Source organism: Pararhizobium sp. LjRoot238 (assembly GCF_964252955.1).
Lineage (GTDB): Bacteria > Pseudomonadota > Alphaproteobacteria > Rhizobiales > Rhizobiaceae > Pararhizobium.
In genome coordinates this window covers 2,024,651-2,039,384 of record NZ_CAXUPP020000001.1, presented here as the reverse complement: position 1 = coordinate 2,039,384, position 14,734 = coordinate 2,024,651, and the positions used below count along the sequence as shown (strand labels likewise).

At 60.9% G+C, this 14,734-nt stretch carries 18 protein-coding genes; 9 read left to right on the top strand and 9 right to left on the bottom strand.

Features of this window, described 5'->3' with window-relative positions:
- Positions 1-92: 92 nt before the first annotated feature.
- The 6 genes from ACSQ3F_RS09960 to ACSQ3F_RS09935 form a co-directional block, all read right to left on the bottom strand.
- Entirely contained in the window at positions 93-1,124 is a 1,032-nt protein-coding gene (locus tag ACSQ3F_RS09960; protein ID WP_436100072.1) for a peptidoglycan -binding protein, read from the bottom strand.
- 3 nt (positions 1,125-1,127) lie between these two features.
- Positions 1,128-2,225, bottom strand: coding sequence for a flagellar motor protein MotA (locus ACSQ3F_RS09955; protein ID WP_436100071.1), 1,098 nt, complete (start codon positions 2,223-2,225; stop codon positions 1,128-1,130).
- A 156-nt stretch (positions 2,226-2,381) separates the two neighbouring features.
- Positions 2,382-3,182, bottom strand: coding sequence for an inositol monophosphatase family protein (locus ACSQ3F_RS09950; RefSeq protein ID WP_436100070.1), 801 nt, complete (start codon positions 3,180-3,182; stop codon positions 2,382-2,384).
- Between the two features lie 71 nt (positions 3,183-3,253).
- The gene (efp, locus tag ACSQ3F_RS09945) at positions 3,254-3,817 is read right to left on the bottom strand and encodes an elongation factor P (protein ID WP_436100069.1); all 564 of its coding nucleotides are present in this window, start codon (positions 3,815-3,817) and stop codon (positions 3,254-3,256) included.
- Positions 3,818-3,923: 106 nt separating this feature from the next.
- Complete coding sequence (locus ACSQ3F_RS09940) at positions 3,924-5,102, bottom strand: tetratricopeptide repeat protein (protein WP_436100068.1); 1,179 nt, start codon at positions 5,100-5,102, stop codon at positions 3,924-3,926.
- Between the two features lie 9 nt (positions 5,103-5,111).
- On the bottom strand, positions 5,112-5,765 hold the full coding sequence (locus tag ACSQ3F_RS09935; protein ID WP_436100067.1) for a thiamine phosphate synthase: 654 nt from the start codon (positions 5,763-5,765) through the stop codon (positions 5,112-5,114).
- Positions 5,766-5,868: 103 nt separating this feature from the next.
- Here ACSQ3F_RS09935 and ACSQ3F_RS09930 point away from each other — a divergent pair, with 103 nt between their 5' ends.
- Both ACSQ3F_RS09930 and ACSQ3F_RS09925 read left to right on the top strand, forming a co-directional pair.
- Positions 5,869-6,648: a sulfite exporter TauE/SafE family protein gene (locus ACSQ3F_RS09930; protein ID WP_436100066.1), complete on the top strand. Its 780-nt coding sequence runs from the start codon at positions 5,869-5,871 to the stop codon at positions 6,646-6,648.
- Between the two features lie 143 nt (positions 6,649-6,791).
- The gene (locus ACSQ3F_RS09925) at positions 6,792-7,052 is read left to right on the top strand and encodes an ArsR/SmtB family transcription factor (RefSeq protein ID WP_275784999.1); all 261 of its coding nucleotides are present in this window, start codon (positions 6,792-6,794) and stop codon (positions 7,050-7,052) included.
- Between the two features lie 193 nt (positions 7,053-7,245).
- On the opposite strand, the gene ACSQ3F_RS09920 is transcribed toward ACSQ3F_RS09925, so the two are convergent.
- Complete coding sequence (locus tag ACSQ3F_RS09920; RefSeq protein WP_436100065.1) at positions 7,246-7,419, bottom strand: YdcH family protein; 174 nt, start codon at positions 7,417-7,419, stop codon at positions 7,246-7,248.
- 207 nt (positions 7,420-7,626) lie between these two features.
- Here ACSQ3F_RS09920 and ACSQ3F_RS09915 point away from each other — a divergent pair, with 207 nt between their 5' ends.
- The 6 genes from ACSQ3F_RS09915 to ACSQ3F_RS09890 all read left to right on the top strand — a co-directional run bounded on the left by ACSQ3F_RS09915 (position 7,627) and on the right by ACSQ3F_RS09890 (position 11,673).
- Positions 7,627-7,830: a YdcH family protein gene (locus tag ACSQ3F_RS09915; protein ID WP_018327895.1), complete on the top strand. Its 204-nt coding sequence runs from the start codon at positions 7,627-7,629 to the stop codon at positions 7,828-7,830.
- A 112-nt stretch (positions 7,831-7,942) separates the two neighbouring features.
- Positions 7,943-8,407 carry a 5-(carboxyamino)imidazole ribonucleotide mutase gene (purE, locus tag ACSQ3F_RS09910; RefSeq protein WP_436102097.1) on the top strand — a complete coding sequence of 155 codons (465 nt, stop codon included), beginning with the start codon at positions 7,943-7,945 and terminating at the stop codon, positions 8,405-8,407.
- Positions 8,404-9,453 (top strand): 5-(carboxyamino)imidazole ribonucleotide synthase, encoded by a 1,050-nt coding sequence (locus ACSQ3F_RS09905; protein ID WP_436100064.1) that lies wholly within the window; start codon positions 8,404-8,406, stop codon positions 9,451-9,453. Before purE ends, ACSQ3F_RS09905 begins: the two co-directional genes overlap by 4 nt.
- A gap of 184 nt (positions 9,454-9,637) precedes the next feature.
- Positions 9,638-9,763, top strand: a complete 126-nt coding sequence (ykgO, locus tag ACSQ3F_RS09900) for a type B 50S ribosomal protein L36 (protein ID WP_018327898.1) — start codon at positions 9,638-9,640, stop codon at positions 9,761-9,763.
- Between the two features lie 176 nt (positions 9,764-9,939).
- Entirely contained in the window at positions 9,940-10,533 is a 594-nt protein-coding gene (locus ACSQ3F_RS09895; RefSeq protein WP_436100063.1) for a tetratricopeptide repeat protein, read from the top strand.
- A gap of 111 nt (positions 10,534-10,644) precedes the next feature.
- Positions 10,645-11,673: an alpha/beta fold hydrolase gene (locus tag ACSQ3F_RS09890; RefSeq protein ID WP_436100062.1), complete on the top strand. Its 1,029-nt coding sequence runs from the start codon at positions 10,645-10,647 to the stop codon at positions 11,671-11,673.
- Between the two features lie 158 nt (positions 11,674-11,831).
- On the opposite strand, the gene pyk is transcribed toward ACSQ3F_RS09890, so the two are convergent.
- Both pyk and ACSQ3F_RS09880 read right to left on the bottom strand, forming a co-directional pair.
- A complete protein-coding gene (pyk, locus tag ACSQ3F_RS09885; protein ID WP_436100061.1) occupies positions 11,832-13,271 on the bottom strand; it encodes a pyruvate kinase in 1,440 nt (479 codons plus the stop codon).
- Entirely contained in the window at positions 13,271-13,654 is a 384-nt protein-coding gene (locus tag ACSQ3F_RS09880) for a DUF1036 domain-containing protein (protein ID WP_436102096.1), read from the bottom strand. Before ACSQ3F_RS09880 ends, pyk begins: the two co-directional genes overlap by 1 nt.
- Positions 13,655-13,939: 285 nt before the next feature.
- On the opposite strand from ACSQ3F_RS09880, the gene ACSQ3F_RS09875 reads away from it, so the two are divergent.
- A complete protein-coding gene (locus ACSQ3F_RS09875; RefSeq protein WP_436100060.1) occupies positions 13,940-14,734 on the top strand; it encodes an N-formylglutamate amidohydrolase in 795 nt (264 codons plus the stop codon).

Sequence of the window (14,734 nt, the reverse complement as noted above, 5' to 3'; positions counted from 1 at the left end):
GCACACGTAAACGTCAGGGCAACGGTGAAACGCAGCCGGAAATAGAGCTTTTGGTGAATGCGGATTGCTGAGCTACCCGGAACGGGTGCCGGTTATTTCTCGGTCAGCTTCAATTCGATGCGGCGGTTCTGCGAGCGCGCGTCCGGACTGTCGCCCTCGGCAATGGGCTGGAATTCGCCGAAACCAGCCGCGGCGAGCCGATCCGCCGGAACGCCCCTGGAGATCAGGAACTTGACGACGGATGTCGCGCGGGCCGAGGAAAGCTCCCAGTTGTCGGCGTAGCGCCCTGTCCCCGAAAGCGGAACATTGTCCGTGTGTCCGTCGACGCGCAGCACCCAGTTGATCTCAGAGGGAATTTCCTTGGCAAGATCGAGCACGGCCGTGGCAAGCTTGGCCATCTCTTCCTGCCCCGCCGGATTTAATTCATTGCCACCAGACGGAAACAGCACTTCCGACTGAAAGACGAAGCGGTCGCCGACAATACGAATATTTTCGCGATCGGACAGGATTTCGCGCAGCCGCCCGAAGAAGTCGGAACGGTAGCGATTGAGTTCCTGCACGCGCTGCGCCAGCGCCACGTTCAGCCGGCGTCCGAGATCGGCGATCTTCGTCTGCGACGCATCGTCCTTGGCCTCGGATGCCTGCAACGCTCCCTCGATAGCGGCGATCTGGCTGCGCAGCGCGGCGATCTGCTGGTTCAGAAGATCGATCTGGCTCATCGCCCGGGCACTGATCTGTTTTTCCTCATCCAGCTTTCCGGTGAGGTCGCCGATCTGCCGGTTGGCGGCATCCGAACTGCCGGCGCCCTGGTCGAGCAGCGCCTGCAGCCGCGAGCGTTCGCCTTCCGACGACGCCAGGGATGCCTGCAGGTTGGCAAGAGAATCCTCGAGATCTTGCTTGCCGCCCTTTTCAAGCGCCAAAAGCTGGGTCAGCTCGTTGATCTGGCTGTTCAACCGGTTGAGCACATCTTCCTTGCCGCTGATTTCGCGGCTGAGCAGGAATTGCGCCAATACGAAAACGGAGAGCAGGAACATGATGGACAGGAGCAGTGTCGACAGCGCATCGACGAAACCCGGCCAGTAATCGACGGTTCTCTGTGTCCGGCCCTTGCGCGCAAGTGCCATCGGTCATTCCCCCCCGGCGTCTTCGACGCGTGCGAGCTTGTGCGGTCTTTCCGGATGAACGGGAATCTTGTCGGTCTGTCCGATACGCGCCGAGAGCTTGTCCAGCGTCTTGCGCATCGACTTTGCTTCATCCTGTTGCGCCTCGATCCAGTCGCGCAGCATCTGCTGCTCACCGCGCATGTTCTTCACCAGCCCCTGGATGCCTTCGGCAAGGCTTGCCATGGCGGCGGTCGTGCGCTGGCTCATACCCCCGTCATGGTTGAGACGGGCGAGTTGCTCGGTGAGTTGGCGAAGCTCTTCGACAGGTGCCACGGCCGGCTTGCCGGGGGTCACCATGACGTCGGAGCTCACATCCGTCACCGATGACAGCCAGTTTTCGAGCTCGGTGTAAAAACGATTCTGTGCCCGCCCAGCCTGCAAATCGAGAAAACCGAGGATCAGCGAACCGGAGAGGCCGAAAAGCGACGTCGAGAAGGCCGTCCCCATGCCCGACAGCGGCGCCGACAGGCCGGTCTTCAGCGCGGCAAGAACATCCTGCGTGCTTCCCGTCCCGGCATCGAGCGATTGAATGACCGTGTTGATCGACCCGATCGTGCCGAGCAGGCCCCAGAAGGTGCCGAGCAGGCCGAGGAAGACCAAAAGGCCGGTCAGATACCGCGAGGTGTCGCGTGATTCGTCGAGACGTGTGGCGATCGAATCGAGAATGGACCGCAAGGCCGTCGTCGAGATCGCCATTGAATGGCGCTGGCCGATGAGCGCGCGCATCGGCGCCAGGAGGACCGGGTCGCGGCCAACCTTCTCCGCGCTTCCGGCGGCACGGAAAGAATTGAACCAGCGAACCTCCGGCCGCAGCCTGAGCACATGATTGAAGACCAGAAGGATACCGATCAGCAGAACGCCGAGAATAAGACCGTTCAGCCCGGGATTGCTGGCAAAGGCGGCGTGAGCCTGGCGAAACAGGATGGCAGCAACAAACCCGACGATGATGAGGAAGATCACCATCGTCCAGAAGAAAACCATCGGGCTCGTCAGCTTGTTGGGATTATAACCCTCGTTCAGTGCTCCGCCGGTATCCCATCCCGACAGTTCCAATTTCGCCATGGGGTTATTCTCCGGTTTTCATGTGCCACAGCCTGCCCGCATATGCGAACATGGCGATGCTGGGCCGGAGACTAGAGGAAGTTTGTGCCAAATTGAAGGGGAAACAACGGGCAACATCAACAGGATGAAACAGCCGCCCGTTCGGCCCTTTCCGACTTATTTTCCCGGCACGGGGCGGTGCAGCACCTCGTGCAGCGCCTTGCGGATATATTCGTTACCGGCAACGATCGAGCCGTCATCCATCGGCTTGTTGCCGCCGTCGATGTCGGCCACCCAACCGCCCGCTTCGCGAATCAGCAGGATTCCGGCGGCAACGTCCCAAGGCAACAGGCCGCGTTCCCAGAAGCCGTCAAAACGGCCGGCGGCGACATAGGCGAGATCGAGGGAGGCAGCGCCCATGCGGCGCACACCGGCAACTTCGCCCATCACATGGCGCAGTTCGACGAGATAGGTGCCGTGGTTGGCAACACCCAGATGCGGCGTGCCGGTGCCGATGACGGCGTCCGACAGGTTCTTGCGGGCAGCGACGCGCAGACGGCGATCGTTGAGGAAGGCGCCACCACCGCGCTCCGCCGTGAAAAGCTCGTCGGTCGCCGGGTTCAAGACGACGGCAGCAACGATCTCGCCCTGGCGTTCGAGCGCGACCGAAATCGCGAAATGCGGGATGCCGTGCAGGAAGTTCGTCGTGCCATCCAGCGGGTCGACGATCCAGCGATGCGCGCCGTCCGTGCCGATGATCTCCTCGCTTTCCTCGCCGAGGAAGCCATAGGTCGGACGTGCCTTCAGAAGCTCTTCGCGGATCAGCTTTTCCGCCTTGCGATCGGCCTGCGAGACATAGTCGCCCGGCCCCTTCAGCGAGACCTGCAGGTTCTGTACTTCGCCAAAATCACGTGCCAGCGACTTGCCGGCCTTGAAAGCGGCCTGGACCATGACATTGAGAAGAGCTGAGCGTGCCATTTTGGCTTTCCTTCGAAACAGAAAACCGGCCGCAGCAACGGCCGGAGAAAATTTAAACTTGTCGCTGCGGATCAGTCCGCGCGGCGGAGATAGGCGATTTCATTGGTATCGACCAGAATGCGCTCGCCAGCCTCGACGAACGGCGGGACCATGACGCGCACGCCATTTTCCATGATCGCCGGCTTGTAGGAAGACGCGGCCGTCTGTCCCTTCACCACCGGATCGGCCTCCGCGATCGTCAGGACCACTTGGTCGGGCAGGGAGATGCCGATCGGCCTTTCGTCGTACAGCTTGACCGAAACCATCATGCCGTCCTGCAGGAAGGTGGCGCGATCGCCAACGAAGTCCTTCTGCAGTTCCAGCTGTTCATAACTCTCGACGTCCATGAACACCAGAGCATCGCCCTCTTCATAGAGGAACTGGAAGTCCTTGAGATCGAGGGTGACCAGTTCAACGGTTTCGGACGAACGGAAGCGCTCATTGAGCTTCGTGCCGTCGATCAGGTTCTTGAGCTCGACCTGGTTGAAGGCGCCGCCCTTGCCCGGCTTCACAGTGACGCTCTTGACCGCAGCCCAAAGGCCGCCATTGTGTTCAATGACGCTGCCTGGGCGAATTTCGCTGCCGCTGATTTTCATGGGAAGCATGTCCTAAAGAAGTCCGGGCCGCGCCGACCGGCCAGCCAATCCGGCGCTTCAAGACCACAAAACCCCCGAAAGTTCAAGTCTTGCGCTGAAAACTCGCTCAGGACGACCGGTATTTGTTGGCAGCGCTCAACGCCGCCTTCTGTTGTTCTTCGGTCAGCCCGAGATAGAAATCCTCCAGCGCGGGATCCTTCAATCCGGCCCTGCGCGAAAGCACGTACCATTTGGCAGCCTCGACCGGATCGGGACGCGTACCAATCGCATTGACATAGAGATGCGACAGCTTGTTCTGCGCCACGACATTGCCGCCCTCGGCCGCCCGCCGCATCCACTTGAAGCCCTGATCGAGATTGCGGTCGCCGCCGATGCCATCGACCAGCCAGATGGCAAGGTCGAGCTGCGCGGTATCGAAGCCTGCGCGAGCAGCGCGCAAAAGCCAGTCGCGCGCCTTTGCCCGCTTGTTCTCATCGATGCCATCGACGTTCAAATAGATCTGCGACAGCGCATATTGCGCGTCGGCAATGCCCTGCTCGGCCGATTTCTCATAATAGGGCAGCGCCGCCTTCAGCCCCCTTTCGCCCGGCATGTCGGCGACCAGCAACTGGCCGTAGTTGAACTGGGCGGAAGGATTACCAAGGTCGGCAGCCTTTTTCATCAGCTCTTCCGACTTCTTCTTGTCGCGCGGAACATCGCGCCCCTCCATCAGCAGAAGCGCGTATTTGAACATGGCGCCGGGATCGCCCGCATTGGCCGCCTGGCCATACCAGAATGCTGCATCCTTGGTATTGCGAGCAACGCCGAGCCCTTGCGCGAAGATCTCCGCGACCAGCGTCTGCGCCGCCGCGTCGCCGAGCTGCGCCCGCGGCAAGGCCAGTTCCATCGCGGTCAGATAGTAGCCGCGCTGAAACGCGCCATAGGCGTCGTCAGCCTTGCCGGCGAACGCCTTTTCCTGCGGCAGGGCCGGCAGTTCCGCGCCCATCCGGTCCAGCACATTGACGCCGCTCGACGGCTCTAGCTTTTCAGCATCCGTCTTCTTGGCGTCTTCCGCAGATTGCAGCGCCGGTATTTCGCCTTCCGGCAAGGCAGCACCATTGAACGGCGTGATCCGGCCACGCTTGGCAACGGCCCCCTCGCCGGTTTCGCCCTCCACGGCAGGCGTCACCGCCTTCACGCCGGGCAACGCATCCTCCGCGCGCAAGCAGACCGGCACGCCGAGTAACGAGGCGCACATCAGGAAAAGCGGAAGGCGGTGCCGCGATGAAGAGAGACGGATCAACATGGAAATGTCTTAATCTTCAAACCGTGGCGCTTTTTCGTCAAGAAGCGCATTGACCTGCGCGACGACGGCCGGCGCCTGTTCCGGCTCGCAGAAGACGGCAAGCCGCAGCGCGACGAACTCGGCGCCGCTCTCGGCAACGGTCAGCGCCGATTCCGGATCCGTGCCGCCCATGACGATGCAGGGGATCTCGATCATCGAAGCCCACCATTCGGCGAGCGCGACATTCTTGGGATGCGCCTCCGGCTTGATGTCACCATCGAGTTTGCCGAAGAAGACATAGTCCGGGCGGATCTCGCCCATTTCCAGCGCATGGTGCCGGTCGGTGGCATTGCCGCCGCCGACGATGAGTTTGGGTGAAAATTTCTCGACCGCCTCGGCAAGCTCCGCCGCATTGCCGGTCACATGCAGGCCATCGGCCTTGGCGCGGCCGGCAACCCGCGTATCGCCGGCAAGTAGCGCCGCCGCACCCGCCTTCTGGATCAGCGGCACAAGCGCCTCCGCGTGTTTCTGGAAGGCATGCTCGTCCAGCCCGTATTGCGGCAGGATGACCGAAGCCACATCGCCGCCGCGCAACGCGTCGCCGAGGATTTGCGCGCGGCTTTCGACATCGGCGATGTCAGGCGCGACGAGGACGAGGCGGCAGCGGTTGTCTGTATTGCTCATAATGTTTCTGTTCCCGATGAAATGCGCGTCGCGCGCCATCCCCTACTCGATTTCGATCCGCAAAAGCGATAGACCCTGCAGGCAAAAGGATCAACCGATACCCATGCTTCCCGATTTTCAGTTCTATGCCGTCGCCATTCCCGCAGTTCTGCTTGTCGGTTTCAGCAAGGGCGGCATGGGCGAAGCGCTGTCCCTGATGGGTGTGCCCCTCCTGTCGCTCGCCGTTTCTCCGGTGCAGGCGGCCGCATTGCTTTTGCCGATCCTGATCGCCATGGACCTCGTCTCGCTGTGGATGTGGCGCCAGCACGGCGACACGAAGACGCTGACGATCCTTCTGCCCGGCGCTCTTGTCGGCATCGCCATCGGCTGGGCGACCGCGGCCTATGTGCCGCGCGATGCGCTGCGGCTGATCATCGGCGTCATCACCATCCTCTTCGTGCTGCGTTATGCCTACAACGTCTGGCGCGCCCGGCGCGGCATCGTCATTCCGGCCAAGCCGCATCGGCCGCTACAGGCGAGCTTTCTCGGTTCCTTCGCAGGTTATGGCAGTTTCGTCGCCCATGCGGGCGGCCCGCCCTTCCAGATCTACGCCCTGCCGCTGAAGCTCCAGCCGCGCGAATATACCGGCACCATGGTGCGCTTTTTCGCAATCCTCAATGCCGTCAAGCTCATCCCGTATTTTGCTCTCGGACAACTGGATCTCAGCAATCTGACGACATCGCTGACGCTTTTTCCGCTGGCTATGCTGGCAACGATGGCCGGCGCCTGGGTCGTTCGGCGGATGCAGCCGCAGGTCTTTTATCCGTTTATGTATACGATGGCATTCCTCGCCGGCCTGAAACTTGCCTATGACGGCCTGGTGGTGCTTGCCGCGGGATCGTAAGGCGTGCGTGTCAGGCTTGGCGGCGGCTTACGTTCAAGTCGAAAGACGGCTACACGCCCCGCTTGCATACCGCAAAGCAAGATTCCATTGCCGCATTGCACAATTTGCTTGCCGGGAGCTTTGAATTCTCCTAGCTTTTGCGCATGTCAAACGTTGATCCCTTTGATGCAATCTCGGATCCGAACCGGCGCTATCTGCTGGAGGAACTGCGGCGCGCGCCGCGGACAGTGAACGAACTGGCGGAGGGACTGCCGATCAGCCGCCCGGCTGTATCGCAGCATCTGAAGGCCCTGCTGGACTCAAACCTCGTCTCCGTCTCCGCCAGCGGTACGAAACGGATTTACGCGATCAACAAGCCCGGCTTCGACCGGGTCAATCTGTGGCTGGATCAGTTCTGGTCGTGATTGTCGTGACCTCGAAAGGTCAGACATCGGGAAACTCGGTACCACGGTACTGTGGCGAACGTCATGTCCGCGCTGAACGCGCCCCGTCTATCAACAACGCTGCAACCGGATTTGCAAAATTGGTTTCGTCTTTTTGGTTGGTTTCTCGCGTTGGAACAAAAGTCTCCCGATGAATGAGATTGCTTTAACCTAATCAGTGAGTTGAGGAACGAATCTTTTCGATTTCGTCCTTCAAGCGCAGCTTCCGACGCTTGATGTCGGCGATGTGCTGGTCTTCGGCCGACGGCTGCAGAAGAGCCGTGTGGAGCTCCTGCTCCAGAACACCGTGTTTTTTCTCAAGCGTTGCAAGATGAGCCTCAATGGTCATGTGGCAGTCCCTTCCTTTTGCTTGCACCCGGCGGGCAAATGCCGGATGTTCGACGTTAACCGAGTGAGTGTGCCATGCTATTTTTCATTTGTCGAAGGCGAAATCGTGGCGAAGGATAACTTCCCGTTACCAACAATTCTGTGCTAGAGCGACGCTCGATTTGATGCGGATAGCAGACCATACTGCGGCGCCGACGGGGAACAGTGCATGCCAGATCAGGATCAGGCCGAACTCAGACTAAGCGTAGCGCGGCTGAGGCAGGAACATGAAGATTACGACGTTGCGATCAATGCCATGATCCAGACAGGCTGCGATGCCCTGCGCATCCAGCGGATGAAGAAGAAGAAGCTGATCATCAAGGACAAGATCACCAAGATCGAGGACCAGATCATTCCCGACATTATCGCCTGAACCGGCAGCGAGTTTGAGCGAACGCTCCGGCTTTAGAATTCGGCAATTCGGCCTTGTAACAATCGGAACGAACAACGTGACGAAAGCATCTCCTCCGCCCGTCGCCATCATCATGGGAAGCCAGTCCGACTGGGAGACGATGAAGAATGCCGCCGATACGCTCGACGCCCTCGACATCGCCTATGATGCCCGGATCGTTTCGGCACACCGCACGGTGGACCGGTTGATCAATTTTGCCCGGGGCGCCCGGGATGAAGGCTTCAAGGTGATCATCGCAGGTGCCGGTGGCGCCGCTCATCTGCCCGGAATGACGGCAGCGATGACGCCGCTGCCGGTGTTCGGCGTCCCCGTTCAGTCCAAGGCGCTCTCCGGTCAGGACAGCCTTCTTTCGATGGTGCAGATGCCGGCCGGCATCCCTGTCGGCACGCTGGCGATCGGTCGTGCCGGCGCCGTCAATGCAGCCCTTCTTGCTGCGGCCGTCCTGGCGCTCAGCGACCCCGATCTCGCCGACCGTCTCGACGACTGGCGCGAACAGCAGAGCGCCGCGGTTGCCGAATATCCCGTGGATCAGGCATGAGAACGATTGGCATCATCGGCGGCGGCCAACTCGGCCGCATGCTCGCCATGGCGGCCGCCCGGCTCAACTTTCGCACCGTCATCCTCGAGCCGCAGCCCGACTGTCCCGCCGCCCAGGTCGCCAACAGCCAGATCGTCGCCAATTACGACGACGAGGCGGCACTCGCAAAACTCGCGGAAGCCTGCGACCTCATCACCTATGAATTCGAGAACGTCCCGGTCGCCGCAGCAGAACGGCTCGCGCGCGCGCTGCCTGTCTACCCCCCGCCCAAGGCGCTGGAAGTGTCGCAGGACCGGGTAACGGAAAAACAGTTCCTCAATGGCTGCGGCATCGAGACCGCCCGGTTCCATGCCATCGACGACCAGGAGCAGCTGGAACAGGCGCTGGCCGATTTTTCCGGCATTGGCGTCCTGAAGACCCGCCGCCTCGGTTATGACGGCAAGGGCCAGCGCCTGTTTCACCACAAGACGGACGATGCTGCAGGCGCCTACATGGCGCTCGGCAACGTGCCGCTCATCCTCGAAAGCTTCATTGCCTTCGAACGGGAGATTTCGATCATTGCCGCGCGCGGCACCGATGGGGCGATCGCCTGTTTCGACCCGGCGGAGAACATCCACCGCAACGGCATCCTTCATACCTCCACGGTTCCAGCCTCCGTCGGTGAGACAACCACGGCGGCGGCACGTGCCGCGGCAGCAACCATCCTCGAAGCACTTGGTTATGTCGGGGTCATCGGCGTGGAATTCTTCGTGCTGGCGGACGGGACGCCGATCGTCAACGAGATCGCCCCCCGCGTCCACAATTCCGGCCATTGGACGGAAGCCGCCTGCGTAGTCTCGCAGTTCGAGCAGCATATCCGCGCGGTCACCGGCCTGGCCTTGTCGGACGGCGCCCGGCATTCCGATTGCGTGATGCAGAACCTGATCGGTGACGACATCGAAGACGTACCGGCATGGCTCGCCAAACCCAATGCGCTCGTCCACCTCTATGGCAAGTCCGAAGCCCGACCGGGCCGCAAGATGGGCCATGTCACCTGGCTGATTTGAGGGTTTAACCCACAGAAAAGCCGAAAGCCGGCGTTAAAACCGGCTCTCTGTGGTTGACACTTTTGCGATGCCGGGTTATTTGCCTGCCACCCTAAGAGCGCGCTCGGCCCGAACGGTCTGCAAGCGCGCTTTTGATTGTTAAAGACCGGCGAATTCGGATTCGCCAAAACTGCGGATCAGAAAAATGAAGATCAAAAATTCGCTCAAGTCGCTGAAGGCTCGCCATCGCGAAAACCGTCTGGTGCGCCGCAAGGGCCGCATCTACATCATCAACAAGCTGAACCCGCGCTTCAAGGCCCGTCAGGGCTGATCCATATCCCGCGAACCGGAAACAGCGTTTCCGGTCCCGTTCACGAATGGAATGAAAGCGCCTGAGCCTTCCTCTGTGGAGAAACCGGGGCTCAGGCGGTTCATCGAAATGATGCCTCAAATTTTGATTTTGATCTTCGGCCATGGCGGACTACCTTATCTGCCATGGTTAAACTTATGTCTGCCTTTTCGATTCTCGTGATCGCGCTTTCGGCGCCGATCACTGGCGCACCCTCTCTTCTCGCAGCGGACACCTCACAGGCTTCGGCGACATCGGAACTGACGACGCCGAAGCAGCGGCTCGACACGCTCTTTTCCGAGCTGAAACGCGAACGCGACCCCGAAAAGGCACGCGAGATTTCCGATCGCATCCGCATCGAATGGCAGGATTCGGGCAGCGCCTCGGTCAATCTCCTGATGCAATGGGCGACAAAAGCGCTCGAAGCCGATCGCAAGGCGACCGCGCTCGATATCTTCGATCAGGTCATTTATCTTTCGCCGCAATATGTCGAGGGCTGGAACCAGCGCGCCACGCTGCATTTCCGGATGGGCAACTATCGGAAGTCCATGTCGGACATCAACCGGGTGCTGGCGATCGAGCCCCGGCATTTCGGCGCGCTCGCCGGCATGGCGGCTATCCTCACCTCGGCCGGCAAGGACGAACTGGCGCTGAGGGCGTGGGAGCAGTTTCTCGAGATCTATCCGGCCGATCGTCAGGCGCAGGAGCAGCTTGGCGACCTCGAAGAAAAGCTCGCCGGCAATCGCACATAATTCTGCACTCTGCGCGTCCGGCGAAACCGCCAGTCGCTCTTTCTCGTATCGTACGATATTGAATTGCCAGATCGGTTGCGCATGCGCACAAACCGCGCGAGAGAGTGAGTGATGTATTTCGCCTCCAGGAAAGCCATGCTGTTCATCACATCCGTGTTTCTCGCCCTGCTCGTTACGGGGTTCGGTTTCAGCTCCTATCAGGCAGCAGCTTTCGAGAAGAACAATCCAAACAAAGGAGACCTGATCGACGTCGGCGGCTATCGGATGAACAGCGTCTACGTGCCACGTCCAAAATCCGCAGATTTGCCAACACTCGTCTTCATCCATGGCGCCAGTACCAATCTGCGCGATCAGATGACCGCCTTCAGAGGCAAGCTTGAGGGACGCGCCGACATGCTGTTCCTCGACCGCCCTGGACTCGGCTTCTCCGACCGCGGCGGTCCGCAGAACGCCTATCCGGACGGCCAGGCCGATGCGATCGCCGCCTTGATGCGCAAGCGCGGCATCAAAAGGGCGATCATCGTCAGCCATTCCTTCGGCGGCGCGATCGCCGCAAGCTTCTCGCTGAACCACAAGGACATGGTGGCCGGTCTCCTGTTTCTCTCGCCTGCCACCCACCCCTGGCCAGGCGGCATCGAATGGTATTATGGCGCCGCCAAGGTCCCGGTGTTCGGTTGGCTGTTTTCCACCCTCGTCGCGCCACCCGTCGGCATGGCCCTGATCGACAAGGCGACGAAGGCCGTCTTCGAGCCCAACCAGCGGCCGGATGATTACGTCGAGCAGACGGCCGCCTATCTGGCGCTCCGACCGCGCGCCTTCCGCAACAATGCCGTCGATGTCGCCAATCTGCTGGAATACGTAAAACGGGTGTCGCCGCGCTACAAGGAAATCAGGGCGCCGGCCGTGATCATCACCGGCGACGCCGATCGCGTCGTCCTTCCCGAAATCCACTCCCGCCAACTGCACGAAGACATCACCGGCTCGACGCTCCTGGGCATCCACAATCTCGGGCACAAGCCGGACTATACCGTAACGGATCTGGCAATCGCCGCGATCGAGACATTGGCGGGCAAGAAGCGCAACCTCAAGCAACTGGCCGCTCAGGCGCAAGCGCGGATAGCCGGCGACAAGACTGAATGAAAAACGCCGCGCTTCCGACCGGAAACGCGGCGTCCCAAGAGACATGCCGTTACAGCGCCGCGCGTCTTTTCAGACGCGCAAAGGTCGCTGTAACACTTTGATCTGCTGCATAATTTTTCCCTTAAATCGATTCCGACTTAAGGAATTATGCAGTGGATTCAAACGCCGCTGAGGCCGTCCGAGCCGATATAGGCGATGCGCAGCATATTGGTGGCGCCCGGCGTTCCGAGCGGCACGCCGGCCGAGATGATCACCCGGTCGCCCGGCTTGCCAAAACCTTCGGTCACGACGATGCGGCAGGCGCGGTTGACCATGTCGTCAAGATCGGTCGCGTCACTGGTGACGACGCTGTGCAGGCCCCAAACGACAGAAAGACGGCGGGCGGTCTGAATGACCGGCGAAAGCGCGATCACCGGAACCTGCGGACGCTCGCGGGCCGTGCGCAGGCCCGTATTGCCCGACGAGGTGTAACAGACGATCGCCGACAGCTTCAGCGTCTCGGCGATCTGGTGAGCGGCAAGCGAAATCGCGTCCGCGCCGGTCGCTTCCGGCGGCGTGCGCTGCGCGTAGATGATGCCCGGATAGTGCGGATCAAGCTCGACCTTGCTGGCGATCGACGCCATGGTCGAGACGGCCTCGACCGGATACTCGCCGGAGGCGGATTCGGCCGACAGCATGACGGCATCGGCGCCTTCGAAGACGGCGGTGGCAACGTCCGACACTTCGGCGCGGGTCGGGACTGGCGCCGAGATCATCGATTCCAGCATCTGCGTTGCGACGACGACGGGCTTGCCGGCACGGCGGCAAGCGCGGATCAGCTGCTTCTGCAGACCAGGAACCGCTTCCAGCGGCATTTCCACGCCGAGGTCGCCACGAGCAACCATCAGGGCGTCGGAGAGTTCGATGATCTCGTCGATCCGCTCGATTGCTTGCGGCTTCTCGATCTTCGACATCAGGCCGACGCGGCCGCGCGAGACCTTGCGGACTTCGGAAAGATCTTCCGGCCGCTGGATGAACGACAGGGCAACCCAGTCGACATCGTCCGTCTCAAGCACGGCATCGAGATCGGCCCTGTCCTTTTCGGTCAGTGCACCGACGCCGAGCAGCGTGTCAGGCAGGCTGACCCCCTTGCGGTCGGAAATCTTGGTGCCGGCGATGACCGTACAGACGATGCTCTTGCCATCCGTCTTATCGGCGCGCAAATGCAGCTTGCCGTCGTCGATCAGCAGCCGGTGTCCAGGCTGGACGGCTTCGAGAATTTCCGGATGCGGCAGGAAGACGCGCGTGTTGTCGCCCGGCTCGTCCTTGTTGTCGAGCGTAAAGGTCTGGCCCGGAACGAGATCGACCTTGCCTTCCGCGAACTTGCCGACGCGCAGCTTCGGACCCTGGAGGTCGGCGAGAATTCCGATCGGGCGGCCGCAGCGCTGCTCGACAGCGCGGATACGCTTGATCAGCGTGCGCATCATGTCGTGGCTGGCATGGCTCATGTTGATCCGGAAAAGATCAGCGCCCGCCTCGTGCAGCTTCTGGATCATCTCTTCTTCGCTGGACGCAGGTCCAAGCGTGGCGAGGATTTTGACTTTTCTGTTCCGCTTCATCAGTTGTGGCTTTCCTGGGTCCCTGGAGTATCGGACAACTGAACCATCCAGCTCCCCTGACGCCCCGTGTCGTATTCCTTGAACCCCATCCGCTGGAACCCGCGCGCGAAGCATTCCTGCACGCCGGTGATCTTGAACTCGTTTTCGGCGACGCACATGTTGACGTCGCCCGTCCAGCGCCCGCCGCGGGCCGCGTCCTCAGCGTAGAGGTAATAGTATCGTGATTGAAGTTCGCCCTGGATCAGGGTCGCGCATGTGGTCGCAGGAACCTGCCACCAGCCTTCGGTGATCCAGCCTTCCTTGGCCCGGTAGCCGATGGCCACACCCACGAGATTCTGGGTGCCGTTGCAGACGCGGAACTCGGCCCGCGCTTCACTCGCCATCAGAACCGGCGAGAACGCCGCCAGAACGAAAAGAATACCGGCACTCAAGGACCAGTTCCGGACGTTCAGCCTGGAAAGAGGATATCTGGACACGGTTTCCAATGGGTCTCCATTGTGATTTATCGTGGCACTTTCTTGCGACGGTAGGCCCGGAAAGTCAACGCGACTCTAATCGATTATATTCGGCTTTTTGCTGACTGAAATGTCACAAATTCCCCTTTGCCTTGCGATAAGCGCCGCAGCATGCCATCAAATTTCGTCAAGCATGAATCGAGTTGATACTGTATGCGGGAAACATCACCGTTCGAGATCATTGAGGGGAACAACGCCGCCGGGCTGGTCCTTCTGGCGGATCATGCCACAAACCGGCTGCCGCCGGAATATGGCAGGCTCGGCCTTCCCAAAAGCGCCTTCGAGCGGCACATCGCCTACGATATCGGCGTCGAGGCGCTGGTCCGCAGGCTCGCCGCCCGGCTTGGCGTTCCCGCCGTTCTCAGCCGCTTTTCGCGGCTTTTGATCGATCCGAACCGGGGAGAGGACGATCCGACGCTGATCATGAAGATATCGGACGGGGCCGTCATTCCCGGCAATCATCCCATCTCATCGGAAGAATGGGAAAGCCGCCTCAACCGCTTTCACCGGCCCTATCATCGCGCTGTCTCGGAAAGCATCGCTGCCGTCGGTTCGGCAGGCGGCAAGGCGCCGCTGGTGATTTCCATTCATTCCTACACCCCCGCCTGGAAAGGCGTGCCCCGCCCCTGGCATGCCGCCGTCCTCTGGGACAATGATCCGCGCGCAGTCCATCCGTTGATCGAGGCGCTGGAGGCTTCAGGCGATGTTCTTGTCGGCAACAACGAGCCCTATGACGGCGCCCTGTGTGGCGATACGATGTTCCGGCATTGCATGGAAACCGGCATCGCCCACGCGCTGATCGAGGTCCGGCAGGACCTGATTGGCTGCGACATCGGCGTGGCGGAATGGGAGGAGCGGCTTGGGCCGATCTTCGCCAGCTTGAATGAACGCCCTGAATTGCACGAAATCAGGCGGTATCCTTCCCGCACCGGGCCTTATGCGTTCTAA

Coding starts and splice junctions, on each gene's coding strand:
- ACSQ3F_RS09960 (WP_436100072.1), bottom strand. CDS start 1,124: ATGGCACTTGCGCGCAAGGGCCGGACACAGAGAACCGTCGATTACTGG.
- ACSQ3F_RS09955 (WP_436100071.1), bottom strand. CDS start 2,225: ATGGCGAAATTGGAACTGTCGGGATGGGATACCGGCGGAGCACTGAAC.
- ACSQ3F_RS09950 (WP_436100070.1), bottom strand. CDS start 3,182: ATGGCACGCTCAGCTCTTCTCAATGTCATGGTCCAGGCCGCTTTCAAG.
- efp (WP_436100069.1), bottom strand. CDS start 3,817: ATGAAAATCAGCGGCAGCGAAATTCGCCCAGGCAGCGTCATTGAACAC.
- ACSQ3F_RS09940 (WP_436100068.1), bottom strand. CDS start 5,102: ATGTTGATCCGTCTCTCTTCATCGCGGCACCGCCTTCCGCTTTTCCTG.
- ACSQ3F_RS09935 (WP_436100067.1), bottom strand. CDS start 5,765: ATGAGCAATACAGACAACCGCTGCCGCCTCGTCCTCGTCGCGCCTGAC.
- ACSQ3F_RS09930 (WP_436100066.1), top strand. CDS start 5,869: ATGCTTCCCGATTTTCAGTTCTATGCCGTCGCCATTCCCGCAGTTCTG.
- ACSQ3F_RS09925 (WP_275784999.1), top strand. CDS start 6,792: ATGTCAAACGTTGATCCCTTTGATGCAATCTCGGATCCGAACCGGCGC.
- ACSQ3F_RS09920 (WP_436100065.1), bottom strand. CDS start 7,419: ATGACCATTGAGGCTCATCTTGCAACGCTTGAGAAAAAACACGGTGTT.
- ACSQ3F_RS09915 (WP_018327895.1), top strand. CDS start 7,627: ATGCCAGATCAGGATCAGGCCGAACTCAGACTAAGCGTAGCGCGGCTG.
- purE (WP_436102097.1), top strand. CDS start 7,943: ATGGGAAGCCAGTCCGACTGGGAGACGATGAAGAATGCCGCCGATACG.
- ACSQ3F_RS09905 (WP_436100064.1), top strand. CDS start 8,404: ATGAGAACGATTGGCATCATCGGCGGCGGCCAACTCGGCCGCATGCTC.
- ykgO (WP_018327898.1), top strand. CDS start 9,638: ATGAAGATCAAAAATTCGCTCAAGTCGCTGAAGGCTCGCCATCGCGAA.
- ACSQ3F_RS09895 (WP_436100063.1), top strand. CDS start 9,940: ATGTCTGCCTTTTCGATTCTCGTGATCGCGCTTTCGGCGCCGATCACT.
- ACSQ3F_RS09890 (WP_436100062.1), top strand. CDS start 10,645: ATGTATTTCGCCTCCAGGAAAGCCATGCTGTTCATCACATCCGTGTTT.
- pyk (WP_436100061.1), bottom strand. CDS start 13,271: ATGAAGCGGAACAGAAAAGTCAAAATCCTCGCCACGCTTGGACCTGCG.
- ACSQ3F_RS09880 (WP_436102096.1), bottom strand. CDS start 13,654: ATGGCGAGTGAAGCGCGGGCCGAGTTCCGCGTCTGCAACGGCACCCAG.
- ACSQ3F_RS09875 (WP_436100060.1), top strand. CDS start 13,940: ATGCGGGAAACATCACCGTTCGAGATCATTGAGGGGAACAACGCCGCC.